This window comes from Pseudomonas gingeri (assembly GCF_013386165.1).
GTDB lineage: Bacteria > Pseudomonadota > Gammaproteobacteria > Pseudomonadales > Pseudomonadaceae > Aquipseudomonas > Aquipseudomonas gingeri_C.
In genome coordinates, this window is sequence record NZ_JACAOS010000003.1 from 249,843 (window position 1) to 270,266 (window position 20,424).

20 protein-coding genes and 3 pseudogenes are annotated in these 20,424 nt (G+C 57.3%); 16 read left to right on the top strand and 7 right to left on the bottom strand.

Features of this window, described 5'->3' with window-relative positions; genetic code table 11:
- Nucleotides 1-23 precede the first annotated feature (23 nt).
- On the bottom strand, nucleotides 24-1,043 hold the full coding sequence (locus tag HX866_RS05670; protein WP_177138437.1) for an SDR family oxidoreductase: 1,020 nt from the start codon (nucleotides 1,041-1,043) through the stop codon (nucleotides 24-26).
- Nucleotides 1,044-1,047: 4 nt separating this feature from the next.
- Entirely contained in the window at nucleotides 1,048-1,176 is a 129-nt protein-coding gene (locus HX866_RS34210; RefSeq protein WP_256344825.1) for a hypothetical protein, read from the bottom strand.
- 114 nt (nucleotides 1,177-1,290) lie between these two features.
- On the opposite strand from HX866_RS34210, the gene HX866_RS05675 reads away from it, so the two are divergent.
- Nucleotides 1,291-2,229: a LysR family transcriptional regulator gene (locus tag HX866_RS05675; protein WP_177138440.1), complete on the top strand. Its 939-nt coding sequence runs from the start codon at nucleotides 1,291-1,293 to the stop codon at nucleotides 2,227-2,229.
- A 292-nt stretch (nucleotides 2,230-2,521) separates the two neighbouring features.
- Here HX866_RS05675 and HX866_RS05680 read toward each other — a convergent pair.
- Nucleotides 2,522-2,919: pseudogene (locus tag HX866_RS05680) on the bottom strand (transposase); the annotation flags it as partial.
- Between HX866_RS05680 and HX866_RS05685 the strand changes: the two are divergent.
- Nucleotides 2,906-3,588, top strand: a pseudogene (locus HX866_RS05685) (substrate-binding domain-containing protein); the annotation flags it as partial. The pseudogenes HX866_RS05680 and HX866_RS05685 overlap by 14 nt on opposite strands.
- 10 nt (nucleotides 3,589-3,598) lie before the next feature.
- Here HX866_RS05685 and HX866_RS05690 read toward each other — a convergent pair.
- From HX866_RS05690 to HX866_RS05700, 3 genes are read right to left on the bottom strand one after another with little or no spacing between them, the layout of a single operon-like run.
- Nucleotides 3,599-4,666 (bottom strand): maleylacetate reductase, encoded by a 1,068-nt coding sequence (locus tag HX866_RS05690; protein WP_177138442.1) that lies wholly within the window; start codon nucleotides 4,664-4,666, stop codon nucleotides 3,599-3,601.
- A 4-nt stretch (nucleotides 4,667-4,670) separates the two neighbouring features.
- A complete protein-coding gene (locus tag HX866_RS05695) occupies nucleotides 4,671-5,084 on the bottom strand; it encodes a nuclear transport factor 2 family protein (RefSeq protein ID WP_177138444.1) in 414 nt (137 codons plus the stop codon).
- Between the two features lie 38 nt (nucleotides 5,085-5,122).
- Nucleotides 5,123-5,950, bottom strand: coding sequence for a dioxygenase (locus HX866_RS05700; RefSeq protein ID WP_177138446.1), 828 nt, complete (start codon nucleotides 5,948-5,950; stop codon nucleotides 5,123-5,125).
- A gap of 171 nt (nucleotides 5,951-6,121) precedes the next feature.
- Here HX866_RS05700 and HX866_RS05705 point away from each other — a divergent pair, with 171 nt between their 5' ends.
- From HX866_RS05705 to HX866_RS05755, 12 genes and pseudogenes are all read left to right on the top strand, one after another.
- Entirely contained in the window at nucleotides 6,122-7,036 is a 915-nt protein-coding gene (locus tag HX866_RS05705; protein ID WP_177091817.1) for a LysR family transcriptional regulator, read from the top strand.
- Nucleotides 7,037-7,223: 187 nt separating this feature from the next.
- Nucleotides 7,224-7,472 carry a carbohydrate porin gene (locus tag HX866_RS34215; protein WP_256344826.1) on the top strand — a complete coding sequence of 83 codons (249 nt, stop codon included), beginning with the start codon at nucleotides 7,224-7,226 and terminating at the stop codon, nucleotides 7,470-7,472.
- A pseudogene (locus HX866_RS34220) lies at nucleotides 7,445-7,648 on the top strand (carbohydrate porin); the annotation flags it as partial. The gene HX866_RS34215 and the pseudogene HX866_RS34220, both read left to right, overlap by 28 nt.
- 116 nt (nucleotides 7,649-7,764) lie before the next feature.
- The gene (locus tag HX866_RS05715; RefSeq protein ID WP_177138448.1) at nucleotides 7,765-9,201 is read left to right on the top strand and encodes a sugar porter family MFS transporter; all 1,437 of its coding nucleotides are present in this window, start codon (nucleotides 7,765-7,767) and stop codon (nucleotides 9,199-9,201) included.
- Nucleotides 9,202-9,279: 78 nt separating this feature from the next.
- Nucleotides 9,280-10,176: an intradiol ring-cleavage dioxygenase gene (locus HX866_RS05720; protein ID WP_177091819.1), complete on the top strand. Its 897-nt coding sequence runs from the start codon at nucleotides 9,280-9,282 to the stop codon at nucleotides 10,174-10,176.
- A gap of 51 nt (nucleotides 10,177-10,227) precedes the next feature.
- Nucleotides 10,228-11,100 (top strand): sugar phosphate isomerase/epimerase family protein, encoded by an 873-nt coding sequence (locus HX866_RS05725; protein ID WP_177138450.1) that lies wholly within the window; start codon nucleotides 10,228-10,230, stop codon nucleotides 11,098-11,100.
- Between the two features lie 68 nt (nucleotides 11,101-11,168).
- Nucleotides 11,169-12,164 carry an inositol 2-dehydrogenase gene (gene iolG / locus HX866_RS05730; protein WP_177091821.1) on the top strand — a complete coding sequence of 332 codons (996 nt, stop codon included), beginning with the start codon at nucleotides 11,169-11,171 and terminating at the stop codon, nucleotides 12,162-12,164.
- Nucleotides 12,165-12,212: 48 nt separating this feature from the next.
- Nucleotides 12,213-13,304, top strand: a complete 1,092-nt coding sequence (locus tag HX866_RS05735) for a Gfo/Idh/MocA family protein (RefSeq protein WP_177102482.1) — start codon at nucleotides 12,213-12,215, stop codon at nucleotides 13,302-13,304.
- Nucleotides 13,305-13,409: 105 nt separating this feature from the next.
- A complete protein-coding gene (gene chvE, locus HX866_RS05740; RefSeq protein ID WP_177091823.1) occupies nucleotides 13,410-14,480 on the top strand; it encodes a multiple monosaccharide ABC transporter substrate-binding protein in 1,071 nt (356 codons plus the stop codon).
- Nucleotides 14,481-14,519: 39 nt separating this feature from the next.
- A complete protein-coding gene (gene mmsA, locus HX866_RS05745; RefSeq protein WP_177138457.1) occupies nucleotides 14,520-16,055 on the top strand; it encodes a multiple monosaccharide ABC transporter ATP-binding protein in 1,536 nt (511 codons plus the stop codon).
- The gene (gene mmsB, locus HX866_RS05750; protein ID WP_177138459.1) at nucleotides 16,052-17,242 is read left to right on the top strand and encodes a multiple monosaccharide ABC transporter permease; all 1,191 of its coding nucleotides are present in this window, start codon (nucleotides 16,052-16,054) and stop codon (nucleotides 17,240-17,242) included. Before mmsA ends, mmsB begins: the two co-directional genes overlap by 4 nt.
- Nucleotides 17,243-17,278: 36 nt before the next feature.
- Complete coding sequence (locus HX866_RS05755; RefSeq protein WP_177091826.1) at nucleotides 17,279-17,578, top strand: Dabb family protein; 300 nt, start codon at nucleotides 17,279-17,281, stop codon at nucleotides 17,576-17,578.
- Between the two features lie 156 nt (nucleotides 17,579-17,734).
- On the opposite strand, the gene HX866_RS05760 is transcribed toward HX866_RS05755, so the two are convergent.
- A complete protein-coding gene (locus HX866_RS05760) occupies nucleotides 17,735-18,475 on the bottom strand; it encodes a TetR/AcrR family transcriptional regulator (protein ID WP_177138462.1) in 741 nt (246 codons plus the stop codon).
- Nucleotides 18,476-18,665: 190 nt separating this feature from the next.
- Between HX866_RS05760 and HX866_RS05765 the strand changes: the two genes are divergently transcribed.
- Nucleotides 18,666-19,481, top strand: coding sequence for an alpha/beta fold hydrolase (locus HX866_RS05765; RefSeq protein ID WP_177138464.1), 816 nt, complete (start codon nucleotides 18,666-18,668; stop codon nucleotides 19,479-19,481).
- On the top strand, nucleotides 19,478-20,395 hold the full coding sequence (locus HX866_RS05770; protein ID WP_177091829.1) for an alpha/beta fold hydrolase: 918 nt from the start codon (nucleotides 19,478-19,480) through the stop codon (nucleotides 20,393-20,395). Before HX866_RS05765 ends, HX866_RS05770 begins: the two co-directional genes overlap by 4 nt.
- Nucleotides 20,396-20,424 lie beyond the last annotated feature (29 nt).

Below are 20,424 nucleotides of genomic sequence, written 5' to 3' on the forward strand. Positions count from 1 at the left end.
TTTCGAAGGTTTTCGTACGAAGCCTAGCGTTCTGAAAGCCTGCCGTGATCGCGGTGCCAGGCTAGCGTATCGCGAAGGGTCTGCTCGACAGGGCGAAACCGCAAGCCAAGCGCCTGTTCGCTCTTGTGCGGGTTGAAATGAGTGCGTCCGGCTTCGCGCACCATCAAGCGCACCGTCGCCATGCTCAACAGAACGGGGCGGCCGGTCAGGCGCGCATAGAGCTCCTGGACATAGGCCAATGCGTATAGCAGTGGCAACGGCAATGTGCGTTTTGGCGTCTCGACGCCCGCTATCTGGCCCAACAACGCAACCAACTCACCCATTGCCATGTGTCGACCTGCCGCCAGGTAGCGCTCGCCACTGCGTCCGTGCTGGGCGGCGGCGATCTGTGCCAGGGCCACATCGCGGGCATCGACAACGGAGAAACTGCCGGGAACCAGGCCGGGCAGTTTGTTGTGCAGGACATCAATGAGCAGTTGGCCCGAGGAAGTCGGACCAAGATCGCCAGGGCCCCACATCCAGCCCGGTAGCACCATGCAGGCCTGCATGTCGGGATGTGCTTCGAGGAACGACAACACGACACGGTCGGCGCGGATTTTACTGCGATAGTAATCATCCGCGTCGGCTTCGGCCCGCAGGCAAGTCTCGTCGATGGGTGAGCCAGGTGCTCCGTTGAGCACGGCTATCGAGGACGTCTGGATAAAGCGCCGGATACCGGCTTTGTACGCCAGATCGAGCAAGTGCCGCGTACCTTCCACGTTGATCCGTTCGAGCGCCTCCCAGTGGCTGCCGCCCTTGTAGTTATCCCGAAAGAACGCTGCGGTGTGAAATACCGTATCGCAGCCTAGCAGCGCCGGGGCGAATGCGTCGACATCGCCCATGTCACCGACGATCAATTCCACGCCTTGAAGATTCTTGAACTGCTGTTCACCTTTGCGTCTTGAGCGGACCAGGGCTTTGACCGCGCAGCCATGGGCGAGCAGTTCACGCACGAGGTTATTGCCCAACAGGCCGGTGGCGCCCGTAACGAATGTCGTGTGCATGGGGTCATGCCTCGCGCGCGTCAATTTTAAACGTGAATTCGGTGGAGTCATGCAGGGGGAAGCCTTCGCAAACCATGCGGCGGTTGAAGGCTTTGGTGGCGGGCTTTGCAGAGTCATGAGGGGCGGTGGCCATACACTTCATTCCATTGGTTTTCGAGGACTGCCAATATGGCTTTTTCATTCATCACGAAAAACGGCGATTGCCGCATAATGGCTTTGCAAATTTGCAAAGTGGTGGGCAGAAGATATGGCGTCGCAAGCAAACTGGGATGATCTTCGCCTGTTACTGGCGATCTCGCGGCGCGGCAGTTTCCTGCAGGCCGGCCAATTGCTGGGCATTGCGGCGTCGACGGTTTCCCGACGGATCAGCCAGCTTGAAGGCGCACTCGGCGAGCCACTCGTTGAGCGCGGTGTTGAAGGCTGTTGGCTGACCGCACGCGGCCATTCCCTGGTTGAAGTGGCCCTGGCCGCAGAAGAGGGCTTGCGGCGTCAGGCCGCTGCCGCTGGGGCAACCCTGGAAACAGAGCTTTCGGGCAGTGTCCTGGTCAGTGCGGGGGAGGGGTTCTCGTCTTGCGTGCTGGAGGCTGCCCATCGCTTTACCTCCCTTCATCCACGTTGCTCGGTGGAGTTGCTGGTGACTGCCGACTTTCACAAGATCGCCCGCGGAGTGGCGGATATCGCGATCCGTACCGTTCACTTGGGCGAGCCATCGCTGGTTTATCGACCCATGGGCAAGCTGACCTATGGTGTCTTCGCCGACGCGGCTTATCTGCGGCGCTTCCCAAACGTGGTACCGGCGACGGTGTCCACTATCGCGTTGCTTGCGCCGCAGGACATGTTGCCGCAAATGCGCGCCGCCAAGGCTGCGGGCCTCAAGCGTGCGCCGATCAGCGTGAACTCGTTCGTGGCACAGCTAGAGGCCGTGAGGCGAGGGATGGGCGCTGCCGTGCTGCCTCGGCTACTGGCGAAGGACCTGATAGCGCTGTTTCCGGAGATCCCCCTGCCGGAGATGGAGGTCTATCTGGTGACCCGGCCGCAAGCATTGAAACAGGCCCATATACGAGGTTTTTTCGACCTCCTGGAGCAGGTGCTACGCGACGCTCTTTCTGTGGAGAGTCCGACGCCGCCGGCCTGTGCGCGGGTTGATGCAGAACGGCGAACCTCTAGATCGTCATTGCTGCGCTGATTGTCTACAAGAGGACGGATACCTAGGTGTCGGTCAGTTTTCAATCAGCGCTAGGTGTTCAGTCTCGGAGAGTCATGGTCTAGTCGCGTTGAAGGTATTCGTGAACTGGTGATTGCTCTTACGCCATTCATGGTGTGCCAGACGCGTTGAACTGTTTCGCCTCCAACATGAGGCGACAGGGCTGAGGAGAGCTCCTTGTCAGATCGTTTCTACCCAGTATCACGGGGCAGTTGCAAGTATGGGTTGTTGAGTGGCAGCTCTGGTAGCACATCGTTAGGCTCCGTACGAAAACGGCCAGCCGCCACCGGCAACGCTTGCGAGGATGGACATGAGCGTCTTCAAGCAACGGCTGGGCATAGGCAATGTCGCTGGCCTGTCCGCCCGATAGCTTGAAGCACAGCGGTACTCCATTGGCATCGCAGAGCATGTGAATTTTCGTCGTAAGACCACCGCGACTTGGACCTGGCGCGTGTTCTTCTGGCTCTTCAAGCCCCCTTTTTTTCCGGCGCCTGAAGAGGCTCGGGTTGCCTTTACGGCTGAGGAATCGATCATCCAGGTGTCCAGATCAATCAGCCCTTGTTCGTTGAGCCTGAGGTGCAATCGCTTGAGCATCTGGCTGAACGTGCCTCGATTTCGCCAATCTCTGAATCGCTGGTAAACCGGGGCGTACGTTCCGCTGCGCTGCGCCAGCGCCGGCAGCCAGGGCGTGGTGCTCAAGGCCGCCGACGAGCCGGCGGTAAATCTGGCGATCAAGCAATTAGCTGCCGCCGGTATTCCGGTAGTCACGCTGGTCACTGACCTTCCGCACAGCGAGCGTATCGGCTATGACGGCATGGACAACCGCACGGCCGGGCAGACCGCCAAGTACCTGCTATCGCGGTGGCTGGCGCCACAGCCGCAGGACGTTGCCGTAGGCATCGGTAGCGAGCTGTTTCGCGGTGAAGAAGAGCGGGAGATGGGCTTTCGCATTTGGCTGCGCAGCCGTGCCGCGCATTTTCGAGTGCTGGACATCAGCGGTGGCTACGGGGTTTACGAGCGCACTTTCGAGCGTGTGGTCGAGGCGCTGAAACAGCACCCCGACCTCAGGGCGGTCTACAGCGTGGGCGGGGGCACCGGGCGATTGTTGATGCGTTCGCCGCACTGGATCGACCGCTTGAGGTGTTTATCGGCCACGACCTGGACGAGGAAAACCGGCAACTACTGGCCGAGGAGAAAATCGCCGCGATCATCGACCACAACTTGCAGATCGATGCTCGCCACGTGTTCCTGTATATCCTGCAATCTCATCGCCAGTGGAAGGACGGGCCGATAGCGTCGTCACAGCTGCAGATCGTCACGCCGTTCAATCTGCCTTACTGACTCATCCGTTTTAGGCTGGACGAACGCCTTCGTACGCATCTTGCAGCAACTGCCGGATAGCCTTTGCTTCTATCGGCCGTGGGTTCCAGTAGGGGTTGGACAAGGCGATATCTGTCGCGCGATCGAGGTCGGCCTCGGTCAAGCCCAGGTCCTTCAGCCGGGTCGGTGCACCCAGTGAACTGGACAGGTCGAACAGAGCTGCCGCCGGGCTGCAATCCTCAACGCTCAACGCCCGACAAATACGCGACAAGGCCGGTGCGGCAGACTGATTGTAGGCAATAGCGTGCGGCAGTACGATGGTATGGGTTTGTGCATGGGGTAGGTTGAAACTGCCGCCCAGGGTGTGGCAAAGCTTGTGATGCAACGCCATGCCGACGTTGCCGAGCACGGTACCGCAGAGCCAGGCGCCATACAGGCAGTCATCGCGGGCGTCGAGATCGCTTGGGTTTTGACGGATGGTTTTCATGCCGGCGGCGAGTGCTCGAATGCCTTCCTCGGCCATCAGCGACATCACCGGATTGCCGTCCTGGGCATACAAGCCTTCGGCGGCGTGGGCAATGGCGTTCATGCCGCTGGTGATGGACATATCGACTGGCAGGCTGACGGTAAGCTCCGAGTCGTAGATCACGGTTTTGGGCTGTACGCGCGGATCTTTACCGGTGCGCTTGAGGCCGTTTTCGGTCAGGCCGAATACTGGCGTCATCTCAGAACCGGCATAGGTGGTCGGGATTGCCAGGATAGGCAACCCGGAATCCATCGCAATGGCCTTGCCGAGACCTGTGGTTGAGCCGCCGCCAATCGCCACGGCGCAATCGGCACCCAGCTTGCGCGCGAGTTCGCGGGCTTCACGGGCGGTTTCGATGGGCACGTGCATGACGGCTTTGTCGAAAATATCCGCTGCACGGTTGCCGAGCAGTTGGGCAATATTTTCGGCTTGGGCGCGTTGTTCTGGCGTGCAGAGGACGAGTGCACGCTTGGCGCCCAGTCGATCGATTTCCGCTTCCAACTGTTGCAGCGAACCTTGGCCGAAGATGACACGCGACGGTTGGCCATTGTAAATAAAAGGGGATGTGGACATATGTCTATTCTCCGCAAACAGGCAGGGATGATGAACGAGTGGCGATAGGGGTCGGTTGATAGGCAAACAATTGCCAATTCGTTCCTGTCCGCAGCCAGACATTTAACGTTCGGTTTTCGATTGTTTTAGCCACGCCATGAGAAGTGATATCGGCGACCATTTCGCCGAAAACCATGGCGGTGTCTCCTGATTGATAAACCTTATGAACAATGTGTTGAATGCGGTGATAGATAGAAAGTCTATCACGCAAGTTTTTCATGAAGCTGTCGCGGTTATCCACTTTGCCGCTGGAGTGGACGTAACTGAGTTCGGGATGAAGCAGACGCTGAATGTTCTCCAGGTCATTACTTTGCATCGCTTGATAACGTTGTTCTTCCAGCGCTGAAATCAACGCCGTGATGGACGGCTCGTTGCTCATGGGGGCCTCGAGATTGGAATTGGCCAGGTAATCGACAACTACGCCTTCGCCAGGAGGAAATCGAAGTCCAGGGTATAGAACGGATCGCGGCTGACAGTCCCGTCCGGCGTCTCGCCGGGAGGTTGTTGAGCCCAGTGGGTGATCAGTGACGAGCGCACGCCGAACACAGCGTCGGAATCCAGGTAGGGATCACCTTCGCGGAAAACCTGAGTGACTAACCGTTTGTATCCGGGGGCACTGATCACGAACTCCAGATGCGCCGGGCGCCAGGCGTGGCGATTGAGTGCGGTGAGCATCATGCCGACAGGACCGTCATGGGGTACGCGGTGGTTTTGCGGCACGACGGTGGAAAAAAAGTATCGGCCGAGTTGGTCGGCTTGTAGCAAGGCACGCTCGGTGTTCAAGTCGCCACCTGCCTGGCTGACCTGAAGGTTAGCGGACGGCACCGGATTGCCTTTGGCGTCGCGAATGGTGCCATGCATGTACCCTTTGGCGCCGAGGAGCCCGGCACTGATGTCGGCACCCAGGTCATACACCGTGGCGTTGTGAATCTGTGGCACGTCGAAGGCTGTTGCCTCAGTGCAACCCGACGGCTTCCTGTCATTCTGAGCCAGCACCAGGGTCGACAGCCCCAACGTATGTGACAGGAGCACAAACTCCTGGCGATCGGACGAGCAGGCTTTGCCCACTTGTTCGAGAAAATAAATGCCGCTTCGCCACTCTTCTTCCGTCAGTTTGATATCGCGAGCGAAGGCATGAAGATGTTGTACGAGGCTGGTCATTACCTCGCACAAGCGCGCATCAGCGGTGCTGCTATTACGCGCCAATACGGCTTGTGTAATGGTCGCTTCGTCCAGATTTCGCATCTTGACTCCTTGGTTTTCTAAAGCCCGAAGCACGCTTGCGATTGGCGAGATACGTCTTGGGCCGCTCTTTTCAGGTCATAGCGCTGCACGTTATAGTTCCGCACAGCGTTGAAAAAGGCCGCCTGCGAAATTCTTTATTTCATATATGAAAAAATAAAAACGGAGCAATGAATGGATCGGCTGACCGAACTGGAGCTTTTCGTAACGACGGCTGAAGTCGGCACCCTGACCAAGGCGGCGGAAATACTCGGGCTGTCGAATGCCGCTGCAAGCCGGCACTTGGTTGCGTTGGAGCAGCGACTGAATGTCAGATTGATTGACCGCAACACGCGGCGTTTGGCCCTGACCAACTCCGGTCATCAATTTTATGCGAGTTGCAAGAGCCTGCTCGGTGAGTTGAAGGAAGCCGAGGCCTCGCTCAGCGAATCGTTGGTGCAGCCGGTCGGCACCTTGACGATTACCTCTTCAATTTCGTTTTGCATGCTGCATATCGCACCGCTGATCCCGGCGTTTCGCAAGAAGTACCCGCATATCACGGTCAAAGTGCTGGGTGAAAACCGTTATTACGACATTATCGACAGCGAAATCGATCTGGCGATCAGGACCAAGGAATACGAACCCGATTCCAACATCACCATTCGCCGTCTCGCCGAAACACGTCGGGTGCTGGCCGCTTCACCCGGTTACCTGCAGCGCAAGGGCACGCCGAAGACCATCGACGATCTGGCCAATCACGATCTGTTGATTTACAGCCACGCCAACCAGCCCCGGGTCATGCGCTTTACCAAAGGTGACGAAGAACGCGTGCTCAAGGTCGACCCTATCCTGGAAACCAACGACGGCCAGATTGTCCGCGCAGCGGCCTTGGCCCATGGTGGCATCCTGGTGCAGCCGAAGTACATCATCAATGCCGACCTGGTGGCGGGACGTCTGATCCCAGTGCTGGATGATTGGGACTTGCCGCGCCTGACCATCAACATGGCCTTTCAAAGCCGTCGCTACATGCCGACCAAACTGCGCGTATTCATCGACTTTCTGCTCGCGGACTTTGCCGAGCACGAGTACGAACGCTACTGGACGCGCTAACGCAGTTTCTCGCTGGACAGAATACACATTTATTTTTTGTCAGCTTTTGCCTGGTGGTTCCCAATTTTTCAAATGCCGCCAATGAACCCTTCGCCGGGGATTCACGCTGGATGACCGGGGACTGGGATGGCGTACGCAGTGACTGGCTGGATCAGGTGTTGATATCGAACTGGGTTACACCGGGGAAATGGCCGTCAATCTGCGCGGCGGTTATGACAAGGGTCATACGGCTCGCTGGACCGAGCAATTTGCACTGGGCTTCAAGGCCGACCGGCAAAAAATCCTCGGTTGGGAAAATTCTCAATTCCAGTTCACCGTCACAGAGCGTGACGGGCGCAACCTGACCAACGATCAGCACCTCAACCCCTCACTGGTGATCAGTTCAAACAGCACTCGAGTCGTCACGGTTACCGGTTTGTCGCCCAGCAGCAATTGACCGCTCGAGACGGCGACAGCCAGCGCGGACTTTCGGTGTTCGCCAACTTCACTGCACACGACAAGGCCACCAGCCGGGTCGATCATTTCATACAGGCAGGCATCGTTTACGAGGGGCCAGTTCTGGCCCGGAAATGCCCCGCCACGATCAATGGACATGAACCGGGGCGGGGCTGATTGCAGTTTTCCACTAGCCGGAAAACACATTTGCCATAGAGGCATTTTTTTTCCGTTTCAATGGCAGTAGTCTCAATTCCACTGAGCGTACAAATAATTTCAATAAGGTTGACCTCATGCCCAGCAATCAAAATGCCTCCAGTGCTTCGTCAAAGATTCTTTGGCGTATCGCAGCCATCACCACCATGGGATCGCTGGGATTTGGTTACGACACCGGAGTCATCTCCGGGGCGCTGCCGTTCATGACGCTTGATGTTAGTCAGGGTGGCCTTGGCTTGACGCCCATGACGGAAGGGCTGGTGGCTTCCTCGCTGATATTTGGTGGTGCTTTCGGAGCACTGTTCGCCGGTCAATTATCCGACCGCTATGGCCGGCTCGGTGTACTCAAGGCCCTGGCCATTTTGTTTGCACTGGGTGCGCTGGGTACCGCCGTAGCGCCGGATATCTGGACCATGGTCATCACCCGTTTCATTCTGGGGATTGCCGTTGGCGGTGCGTCATCCACTGTTCCGGTGCTGATCGCCGAGTTGGCAGCGCCCAAACACCGCGGTCGGTTGGTGTGTCAGAGCGAGTTGATGATCGTCTCTGGACAGTGCCTGGCCTATATCACCAGCGCCGGCCTGGCGCACCTGTTCGACAGTCCGTTCATCTGGCGCTACATGCTCGCGATTGCGCTGGTCCCTGCGGTGTTGCTGTACGTTGGAATGCATTTTGTGCCGACCTCGCCCCGTTGGCTGGTCAGCAAAGGTCGTATCGCCGAAGCCAAGACCACCTTGGCCGGCATCCGTGATACCCAGCGCGAGGCGGACCGCGAACTGAAGGAAATCATTGCCCAGTGCAACGTCGAACGGCACCACAGCGGCGTGCTCGGCAAGCTCAACGAACCCTGGTTGCTCAAGCTGTTGGCCATTGGTATCGGCCTGGGTTTTGTTATTCAGTTCACCGGCGTGAATGCGTTCATGTACTACACGCCGATGATTCTCAAAGAGACTGGCATGGGCACTAATGCCGCGCTGATCGCCACCATCGGCAATGGCGTGGTTTCGGTGATCGCCACCTTGATCGGCATGTGGGTGATCAACCGCATGGATCGTCGCTCGATGCTACTGCTGGGGCTGACCGTCGTGGTACTGGCGCAAATCTTCCTTGGTGTCGTGCTCAACTTCATGCCGCATTCGCTCGTGCAAAGTTACCTGGCACTGTCCGGCGTGCTGGTGTTTCTGTTCTTCATGCAAATGTGCATCGGCCCGGTGTATTGGCTGTTGATGTCGGAGCTGTTTCCGACCCACGCCCGGGGCTTGATGAATGGTATTTCAGTGAGCGTATTCTGGATCTTCAATGCCATCGTCGCCTTCGTCTTCCCGGTCCTGCTGAGTGTGATGGGCGGCATGACCTTCTTCCTGTTCGCCGTGGTGAACATCGGCTCGATCATCTTCTGCACCCTGTGGTTGCCAGAGACCAAGGGCCTGACTCTGGAAGAGATCGAACAGCAGATGAAACAGCGCTTCAGCGGGCGCAGAAAATGGCCTGTTGCCGACGTCAAAGCGTATTGAGAACTGCCATTGCGCAGGCCGGCGTCCCCCCTTAAAAGCCGGCCGACCTTCAAGAATAACGATCAAGGATTTCCAATCATGACCGCTCACCTGGACACCAACATCGCCATTGGCGGCCTTTTCGAAGAGGAACACTCCGCCGAAATCGTCAATGCCCGAATCTCTGCCGATGCCAACCCGCGCCTGGCCGAAGTGATGGCGGTACTGACTCGGCATTTGCATGCAGCCATCAAGGAAATCGAGCCGACTCACGATGAGTGGTTCAAGGCCATCGAGTTCCTGACTCGGACCGGGCAGATGTGCACCGACTGGCGTCAGGAATACATCCTGCTGTCGGACGTGCTGGGTGCGACCATGTTGGTCGACGCGATCAACCATCGCCGGCCAAAGGGCGCCACGCCCAATACCATTCTTGGCCCGTTCTATGTGGCCAATGCGCCGCACTACGAAAACGGCGCGAACATCTGCCTGGACGGCAAGGGTGAACCGACCCTCGTCAGCGGTCGGGTGCTGGATACGGCCGGTCGGCCTATTGCCGGTGCGACCCTGGATATCTGGCAGACCAACGACGATGGCTTCTACGACGTGCAGCAGAAAGGTGTGCAACCTGACTACAACCTGCGCGGGCTGTTCACCACCGATGCCGATGGCTACTACGCGTTCCGCACCGTCAAGCCGCGCCATTACCCGATCCCGGCCGACGGTCCCGTAGGCAAGCTGTTGGGTGATCTGGGCCGGCACCCGAACCGCGCAGCGCACCTGCATTTCATCGTCACCGCCAACGGTTACGACCAGGTGATCACGCACATCTTCACGCCTGACTGCCAGTACTTGCACGAAGACACCGTGTTTGGCGTGAAGAAAGAATTGATTGCCGAGTTCACCACTCAAAGCGATCCGGCAGTCGCCGAACGTTACGACTTGCCCGTGCCGTTCCTGGCGGTCAATTGGGATTTTGTTCTGACCCCGCTCTGACTAACCGACAACTGTCTTCGACCGTTCTCAAACCACTCATAAGTGATCGTCATGCCCACTAAAAATATCGAACTCCTTGCTGCCTATTGGACCCTCGCTGGCGATACCTACCCAGGCGCTCCCAGCGAAATCAGCCCGTTCTCCCTGCAGGATCGAGCGCAAGTTGCCTCGAAAGCCGGTTGGCGCGGGATGGGCTTCGTCCATGCCGACCTGATGCATAACGTCGATAAGCTGGGCATTGCGACAGTGCGCGACATTCTCCAGGGCAACGGCATCAAACACGTGGAAGTCGAGTTCCTGACCGACTGGCACCTGGACGGAGAGCGCCGCGTAGCGTCGGACAAAATGCGCGACGAGCTGCTGGAAATTGCCGGCGAACTGGGCGCACGCAGCCTCAAGGTCGCCGGCGGCCTGTTCGAAGACGGGCCACCGGATGTGCCGCGCATGCGCGAAAACTTTGCCCTGTTATGCGATCGGGCTCAACCCTTCGGTGTCAACGTGGTGATCGAGTTCCTGCCGTTTTCCAGCGTCTGCACCATCGACCGCGCCATTGCGGTGACCGAGAACGTGCGCCCTAACGGCGGCCTTTTGGTGGACACCTGGCACGTTGCACGTGGCGGCATGAGCTTCGATGAAATCGCCAAGATCCCGCTTGAATTGATCAAGTCCATCGAGCTGGACGACGCCAACCAGGCCATCGTCGAAACGCTGTTCAACGACTCGACGCACCACCGCAAACTCTGCGGCGAAGGTGCGTTGGATGTGCCGGCGTTTATCCAGCAGGTGGTCAATGTCGGCTATCGCGGGCCTTGGGGTGTCGAACTGATTTCCGCCGAGTTGCGCAAGCTGCCCCTGGAAGTGGCGGCGAAGAGAGCCTTTGACACCACCCTCGCGCAATTCGAAGGCATCCAGTTCCCGAACTGATGCGCCAAAGCACGCTGACGTTTCACTCGTCTACAACATCGAACAATAGCGTTTCAAGGAGATAACAAATGGTAGGTATCGCAGTTCTCGGCGCCGGTCGTATCGGCAAGATCCACGCAGCCAACGTGGCAGCAAGCAAGTTTGCCAAGCTGGTCGTCGTGGCTGATCCGTTCGGCGATGCCGCTCAGAGTCTGGCCGACGCCTTCGGTGCCGACGCCATGCTCGACTGCGAAGCGGCGATCGATCGTGACGATGTACAGGCCATCGTCATCGGCACCCCGACCCACACCCATATCAGCCTGATGCTGCGTGCCGTGCGCCAGGGCAAAGCGGTGCTGTGCGAAAAACCGATCGACCTTGACATGGCCAAGAGCCTGGCTGCGGTAGAGGAAGTGGAGCGCCTGAATGGACGGGTCATGCTGGCATTCAACCGCCGCTTTGAGTCCACGTTCGCTGAAATGCGTGCGGCCATCGATGCCGGCGATATCGGCGAAGTGCGCCAGGTGATCATCAGTAGCCGCGATCCTGGCCTGGCGCCTGAAGACTACATCCAGCATTCGGGCGGTATCTTCCGCGACATGACCATCCACGACCTGGACATCGGTCGCTGGTTGCTGGGCGAGGAGCCGGTTGAGCTGAGCGCCATCGGCAGCCGCCTGATCGATCCGCAGATGATGGAAAAGTACGATGACTACGACACCGCCATGGTGCAAATGCAGACGGCGTCGGGCAAACAGTGCCATATCAACAACTGCCGCCAGGCGGTCTATGGCTACGACCAGCGCATCGAAGTGTTCGGCTCCAAAGGCATGCTGCAGATGGATAACCTTCGTCCGACGACAATCCGTCGCTGGAACCAGGACGTCACCGACGCGCGTGAGCCGCTGCTGAACTTCTTCCTTGAGCGTTATCAGCAAGCCTACAAAGCCGAACTCGATGCCTACATCGAAGCGCTGGTGAAGGGCACGCCGATGCCAACCACCGTGCAGGATGGCCTCAAGGCGCTGCAACTCGCCGATGCCGCAGTCGAATCGGTCAAGACCGGGCGTGCGGTCAGGCTCTGAGCTTGAATGTTCATTGGTTATCTCGGACAAGAACACCTGGAGAACATCATGTCTTACAAGCTTGAGAGTGGCGCCACTATTGGTGTGGCCTGCCTGGGGATTACCCATCCACACACGTCGGGCCGCGTCAAAGCCTTCAAGCGCATACCCGGGATGCAGTTCCTTGGCGCCTACGACGATAGTCCTTTGCTAGAGCCGTTCTGCGATGCGCTGGACTTGCAGGCACGCAGCAAGGAAGAAATCCTCGCCGACCCAAATGTGCATGTGGTGCTGGTGCACCCCAAGAGCTACCTGATGGCCGACTGGGCCATTGAAGCGCTGGAGGCCGGGAAGGCTGTGCTCTGCGAAAAACCGGCGGGTCGCGGCACCATCGACACCACCCGCATCGTTGACGCGGTCGAGCGCACCGGCGGGTTGTTCCAGGTTGGCTACTGCTGGCGTTACGCGCCGTCGGTGGAGAAAATGCAGCAGGTTCTGCAGAGCGGTGAAATCGGCAAAGTGCTGCAGGTTCGCGCGCATGCTGGCTGCTCTCACGACGAGGCCGACACCAATCACATGAAACAGCCGGGCGACCGTGGCGGCGCCTTTTATGTGATCGGCTGCCACACCATCGACCGTTTGCTGTTGCATTTCGGCATGCCCAAATCGGTCAATGCGCGGATTACCAAGTTCGCCGGGCAGATGAGCGATTCGGCGCGCGAGGACGCAGTGGGCGCGGTGCTCAACTACGATGATAAGTTGATCACCATCGATTTCATGTCCTGGGACCCGATGCCCTGGACCGAGAGTTGGGACATTACCGCCTACGGTACTCACGGGGTGATGCATTCCACGCCGATGCCGGCGTCGTACAAGCTTTACCACGATGGCAAGAACGGCCATCAGCAAGGCTGGACGCACTGGAACGAGAACAGCTTTCCGGAGATCTGGGCGGTGCGCAAAACCGTTTACTCCCCGGAAATCGCCGAGATCGGTAACCCGGTGTATTTCGATCGCGAAGCCGCTGCCTTCGTCCAGTCGTTGCGCACTGGTAGGCCTTCGACGGTGCCGGCCAGCCAGGCGCATAACATCAACGTGATACTCGAAGCGCTGTTCGAATCCGCTGAGTTGAATGGCCAGGAAGTCATCCTGGCTCAATAGCGGCATGTAGTCCCGTAGGCGAAATGACCCCGCCGGCTCTGTAAAAAGAGCCGGAAGGGAAGTTGCATCCCCGAGAAATGCCAACAACAAAAAGAAGAGGACACCATGCACAAGATCATCAAGGTTGCCGCGGCAGTATTGTTAGGCCTGGCCGTCAGTGCCTGCTCGAAGAATGAAACCAGCGCCAAGGGCACGATTGGCATTGCCATGCCCTCGAAAACCGAAGCGCGATGGGTTTCAGACGGTAGCAATATCGTGGATTCGTTGAAGAAACTCGGTTACGACACCGACTTGCAATACGCCCAGTACGAAGCGCCGACCCAGCTGTCGCAAATCGAAAACATGATGGTCAAGGGCATCAAGGGCCTGATTGTTGCACCGATCGACGGCACGACCATGGTCGATGTGCTCAAGCAGGCCAAGGAGAAAGGCATCAAGGTCATTTCCTATGATCGCTTGATCCGCAACACCAAAGACTTCGACTACTACGTCACCTTCGACAACTATCGCACCGGCGTGCTGCAGGGGCAGTCCATCGTTGACAAGTTGCAGCTCAAGCAGGGCAAAGGCCCGTTCAACTTGGAAATCTTCGCCGGTTCCACGGACGACAACAACGCCCATGTGGTGTACGCGGGAGTGATGTCGCAGCTCAAGCCTTTCATCGACAGTGGCAAGTTGGTGATTCGTAGCGGCCAGCAAGATCTGGACAAAGTGGCCACGCCCAACTGGGACGGCGCCCAGGCCCAGGCGCGCATGGACAACCTGCTTAGCGCTTTCTATGGCACCGCCCACCTGGACGCGGTACTGGCCATGAACGATCAGATCGCCAATGGCGTGGTGTCCTCATTGAGGGGGGTGGGCTATGGCACGGGTAAGCAAGCGATGCCGATCGTGACCGGCCAGGATGCCGAGATTTCCAGCATCAAGTCGATCATTCGCGGCGACCAGTCCTCGACCATCTTCAAGGACACCCGCGCCCTCGCCGAAGCCGCCGCGAAGATGATGGACGCGACCTTGAGTGGCAAGACCGTCGTGGTCAATGACTCTACGTCCTACGATAACGGCTCGATGATCGTGCCGACCCAGTTGCTGACGCCACAACTGGTCGATGGCAATAACTGGCAGAAAGTCCTCGTCGATGACACCAAGTTCTACACGCTTGAGCAGTTGCGCTAAGGCAGTCCGCGATTGGTGCGTGCTGGCAGGAGAGAGAAAATGACAAAAACGATTCTCGACATGCGTGATATCCAGAAATGCTTCGGCCCGGTGAAGGCACTTAGCCGGGTCAACCTCAAGGTCGGCGATGGCGAAATCCATGCGATCTGCGGTGAAAATGGCGCTGGTAAATCAACCCTGATGAAGATTCTCAGTGGTGTCTATCCACATGGCAGCTTTACCGGCGAAATTATCTTCGATGGTGCGCCACGAACGTTCCAGGGGTTGCGCGACAGTGAGGCGCTGGGCATCTGCATCATTCACCAGGAATTGGCTTTGGTGCCGATGTTGTCGATCACCGAGAATCTGTTCCTCGGTAACGAGATCGCGCGTCATGGCGTGATCGACTGGGATGAAGCGCACCTGCGGGCCCGTGAGTTACTCGCGCGGGTCGGTCTCGATGCGCGGCCGCAGACCTTAGTGGGCAACCTCGGCATCGGTCAGCAGCAGATGGTGGAAATCGCCAAGGCGCTGGCCAAGGACGTGCGCCTACTCATTCTTGACGAGCCGACCGCGAGCCTCAACGAAAAAGACAGCGACACCTTGCTCAAGCTGATGCTCGAGCTCAAAAGCCGTGGCATCACCTCGATCATCATCTCGCACAAGCTCAATGAAATTGGGCGGGTGGCGGACGAGATCACGGTGATCCGTGATGGCAGTACCGTCGATGTCATTGACTGTCGTGCCGAGTCTATCGATGAAGGCCGGGTGATCCGCTCGATGGTCGGCCGCGAACTCTCGGACCGTTATCCGAAGCGTGTTCCCGCCATTGGCGAAACCCTGTTCGAGATTGAAAGTTGGTCGGTCGGTGATCCGGAGCACCCCGGACGCGATCGTATCCGTAACATCAATTTCCACGTACGTCGGGGTGAGGTGGTGGGCATTGCCGGGTTGATGGGCGCTGGCCGTACCGAGTTCGCCATGAGTGTGTTTGGCCGCTCTTATGGCTCGAACATCCGTGGCAAGGCGCGTCTGGAGGGGCGAGACGTGGACCTTGGCACCGTGCGCAAGGCCATCGATCACGGTTTGGCCTACGCCACCGAAGATCGCAAGGGCGCCGGCCTGGTACTGGGTGAGAGCATCACTCGCAACACCAGCATGGCCAACCTGACCTCCGTGTCCAAACGCTGGGTGATGAACGAGCTGGCCGAGACGGCGGTGGCAGTTGATTTCAAGACGCGTCTGCGCATTCGCAGCCCGGACGTTTTGCAGACGGTGGACAAGCTCTCGGGGGGGAACCAGCAGAAGGTCGTGTTGGGTAAGTGGCTGTTTTCCGATCCCAAGATCTTAATCCTGGACGAGCCCACTCGTGGCATCGATGTCGGGGCCAAGTACGAGATTTATGCAGTGGTCAATCAGGTGGTCAGTGAGGGCAGGGGCGTCGTGATGATTTCCTCGGAAATGCCTGAGTTGCTGGGTACCTGTGACCGAATCTATGTGATGAACGAAGGGCGCTTTGTCGGCGAGTTTCTGATCGCAGAGGCATCGCAGGAAAAAATCATGCACGCAATCATGAAAAATGAGGTGATCCAGTGAGCGAAGTCAGCGTACCTCTCACATCCAAACCAACGGCGCTCACGTCATTCAAGCGCGGCGCGCGCGAATACGGATTGCTGGCATCGTTGATCGTCATCATGGTGTTCTTCCAGGTGGCCACCGGCGGGGCGCTGATGCAGCCGCTCAACCTGACCAACCTGTTGTTGCAGAACAGCTACATCGTCGTCATGGCGTTGGGCATGCTGATGGTGATCGTCTGCGGCCACATCGACCTCTCGGTCGGTTCGGTGGTCGGCGTGATCGGCGCGCTGGCCGCGGTGCTGATGGTCCAGTATCGATTGGATTTTTTCACCGTCACGGTGATCTGCCTGGCAGCGGGTGCGCTGATTGGTGCCGCGCAAGGGTACTGGGTGGCGGTCTGGGGCATGCCGTCGTTCATTGTCACCCTGGCCGGCATGCTGGTTTTTCGCGGAGCAACTATCGCGATTTCACAAGGACAGTCGATCGGTCCGTTTCCGCCGGCTTTCACGGCGATCAGTTCTGGCTTCATTCCCGATTTTTTTGCCAATGAAAACCTGCGAATCACCTCCTTGTTGCTGGGTATCGCCGTCGCGGCGACGTTCTGGGTAGTCGAGTATCGCAGTCGCAAACGCACACTCAAGAGCGGCGGCAGCGTCGCGCCAATCGCGCTGTTCGCGCTGAAGAATGGCCTGATCACGGCGCTCATTGTGTACTTTTGCTACCTGCTCTCAACTTACCGCGGCATACCTACTGTGCTCGTCATCATGAGCGTGTTGATTGGTGTGTATACCTTCATCATGAATCGCACCGTGATTGGCCGTTGGATCTATGCGGTGGGCGGCAACCTCAAGGCTGCCAGTCTGTCCGGAATAAACACCTCACGGGTGACCTTCTTTGCGTTCGTCAACATGGGCGTACTGGCCGCCGTTGCCGGTCTGATTTTTGTTGCCCGTCTGAACAGCGCGACGCCACGCGGAGGCACCGGCTTCGAGCTGGACGTCATCGCAGCCGTATTTATCGGCGGAGCCTCGGCCTCCGGAGGGGTAGGCAAAGTGGTGGGCGTGGTAATCGGCGCTTTCATCATGGGTGTGTTGAACAACGGCATGTCGATCATGGGCATCGGTATCGACTACCAACAGATGATCAAGGGCGCTGTGTTGCTGGCAGCGGTATTCGTGGATGTATATCAGAAAAGCAAAGGTTGATATGGCAGGCATAACTGACACCGCAGGGAGACAGCGATGATCAAGCACATTGTTATGTGGAACCTGGAAGGTGAGACGCCTGAAGAAAACAGGCAAGCCTGTCTGTTTCTCAAGGAGCGTTTCGAAGGGCTTGCCGGGTTGATACCCGGACTTTTGAAGATCGAGGTCGGTGTCGATATAAGTCGTATCGATTATGCCTGCGATGTAGTGCTTTACACCGAATTTGCTTCAGCTGAAGCCTTGGAGGCATATACCACACATCCCGAGCATTTGAGGGTGAGGAGTGAGCTGGGGGACTCCCGGATTGCCCGTTATCAGGTAGATTATTTCATGTAAATATCAAGCTGGCACCGCATCAGTTCGATGGAGTCATGGCTAGATCATCTATATCTATCTTGCGCTCCCCCAGCGACTCATGTGTATTCACAGTGTCTTGAGACGCTGGTGGGCGTTTGGCGGATCTACCAGGGAATCCTGCATTTGGCTGTGGATTCAACCCGTCTTGCTGGCCTGCAGCGCATGGTCCAGGCCGACGATGATCAACTTGAGGCCAAAGTCGAATTCGTCATTGATTGAAATATTCGACAAGTGCGGGGCGATCTTCACGGTCGCTGGGTACTTGCTCGACTCTAGCTGTTGAAAGAACCCCCTCAGCTCGGCACTTGCGTTGTGCGAATGTTGCCCTGCGGGGTTCAGTTGGCCGGCGAATCCAATCACATAATGAGCCATGGTCGTGTAGGCAGACGCGGCCAATGGCGGTGTAAATCCTGCCTTCAAGAACATCGCCAACACACGCTCGCGAAGCTCTAGTCCATTCGGGCCCAGCGGAATCTGCGTGGCCAGCAGCGGGACGATGTTCGGATGCGCATTCAACTTCTGGTAAAACCGACTCATGCTCAGTACGCAGGCGTCTTGCCAGCCCAAGTCGGCGGCGTCCTGTTCATCGTTCAGCAGCCCGCCCAGAAACCTGTCCGCCGCGTAAGCAAATATCTCGTCCTTGCTCTGGAAATGCCGATAAAGCGTCGCTGTGCCTGACCCCAGGCTGTCCGCAAGCATTCGCATGTTGAAAGCCTGAAAACCAACCGACTCTACGATTTCCAATGCCGTGGCGATGATCCTGTCAAACGAGATGGACGGGCGTCCGCGCGCGCCAGTTTTTTGCTCGCGCACAGGTTGATTGAGCCACCACTGAGGGCTGCCAGGTGGTAGTGGATTCTGATCGTATGTATTCATCTGCTGATCATGCTGTTTGGTTGACCGGACTTATAAACCGTTTAGCCGTTAGGTGTCGAATCGCTCGCCGGTCGGAAGAGGGGAGTTGACAGGCTTATCTTTATTATGGATACACTGTATCCGTAAATTAAAAGCGCTGCAGCCGTTGCAGGTTCCGCCCTTCCTTTGCCAGTCCGTGTCGAGGTCCGTAATGCCAGATGAACATTCTTTGCAGGATGCCCAGTCCCGATTCATCGTCGTCGGCGGTACTCAGGTCCACTACAAGCGCGAGGGCAAAGGCCCCGTGATTGTCCTCTTGCACGGAAGTGGCTCTTCATTGCAGAGCTTCGACAAATTGGTGCTGGCATTACGGCAAAATTTTGAAGTGGTACGGCTGGACCTACCGGGTTGCGGATTAAGTGGTGCGATGCCCGGCAATGATTACCGGATTGATGCCTACGTGCGTTTCCTCAATAATTTTGTACAGCGCCTTGTCCTAAGCAGATTCCAACTCGGTGGGAATTCGTTGGGTGGAAATATTGCCTGGAACTTTGCGCTGGACCATCGCGATAAAGTCCAGCGGCTGATCTTGATGAACGCGACCGGTTACCCGGAAAAGTCATTACCTGCTGCATTTCATCTGGCACGTAATCCCATCGGTCGATTTTTGTTACGCCGCTTTTTATCCCGGCGTTCCACTGCGATGAACCTACGCAAGTTGGTGGGGACGCGCACTGTATTGGATGAGGCGGTGATTGATCGGACTTATCAGATGATGAGTATTCCCGCCAATCGCGAAGCGTTCATTCACTTTGCCAATACCGATCAGCGCGATCGTTCCGGCGAAATTCGCAACATAAGAGCACCAACGTTGGTGCTGCGTGGTGAACAGGTTGATGGTCAATATTTCGCCCGTGATATTACGGGAAGCCAGGAAATTGTTCTGGCGGGGGTTGGACGTCTGCTACCTGAAGAAGCGCCTGATGAGATCGCAGCTTCAATAAAAAACATACTGGGTGCTATATGAAACTCAAGCCTCTGTCCTACTTTATTGCCAAGGGTGAAACCGGAAAGCTGGTCGCTCAGGCCCGTAATCGTTTGCAGGGAGACTTCGTTCAGTTATCACGCGGTGTTACGCACTACCAGCTGGCCGGTCCCGCGAATGGTGAAGTGGTGCTTTTGGTGCCGGGCCTTACGATCCCTCTTTTTTATTGGGACAGGTTCGTAACCCGCCTGCACGAGCAAGGCTTTCGAACGCTGGCGTACAGTGCTTACGGACGCGGCTATTCAGACCGTGTACAGGATGCCTATGGCGTTGGGTTATTCGTGCAGCAGTCACAGGAACTGGTCAGCGCACTTGGCCTGGCCGCCGTTGACCATGTCATCGCAACGTCGATGGGCGCTCTCATTGCCATGGCGCTGTTGGCTGAACATGGGCTCAAACCGAAAACGCTGACGTTGGTCGGGCCCGCTGGGCTCACGCGCAAAAAAGCCCTCGCAGCCCGGGTGGCAAATATTCCGGTAATAGCTGAACGATTCGGCAAACACCTGGCTCGCCAATCGATACTTTCCCATATACACCATAACGTAAACACCGAAGCGGATGCTCAATATCTCAAGGCTATGGTCAGTGACGCGCTGGGCTATGAAGGAACGATGTATTCATTGCTTTCGACCTTGCGCAACTTTACGTTGATCGGGCAGCAAGCACTCTTTCGTGATATGGGTGAGCTTGCAATTCCTACGCTCTTGGTGTGGGGCGCGGACGACAACATAACGCCGGTTGTTCACATGCAGGAAGCCAAGGTCTTGCTCAAGCCTATGAATGCTGCTGTTGTCCGTGAATGCGGGCATATGGCGCCGCTTGAACGTCCCGATGAGCTGTCTCAACTGTTTATACAATTTTTGGCGCAAGTCAGATTGTCCAGTCATGTTTTATAAAATTCAAGCGCAACTGCCTGGATGTTGTG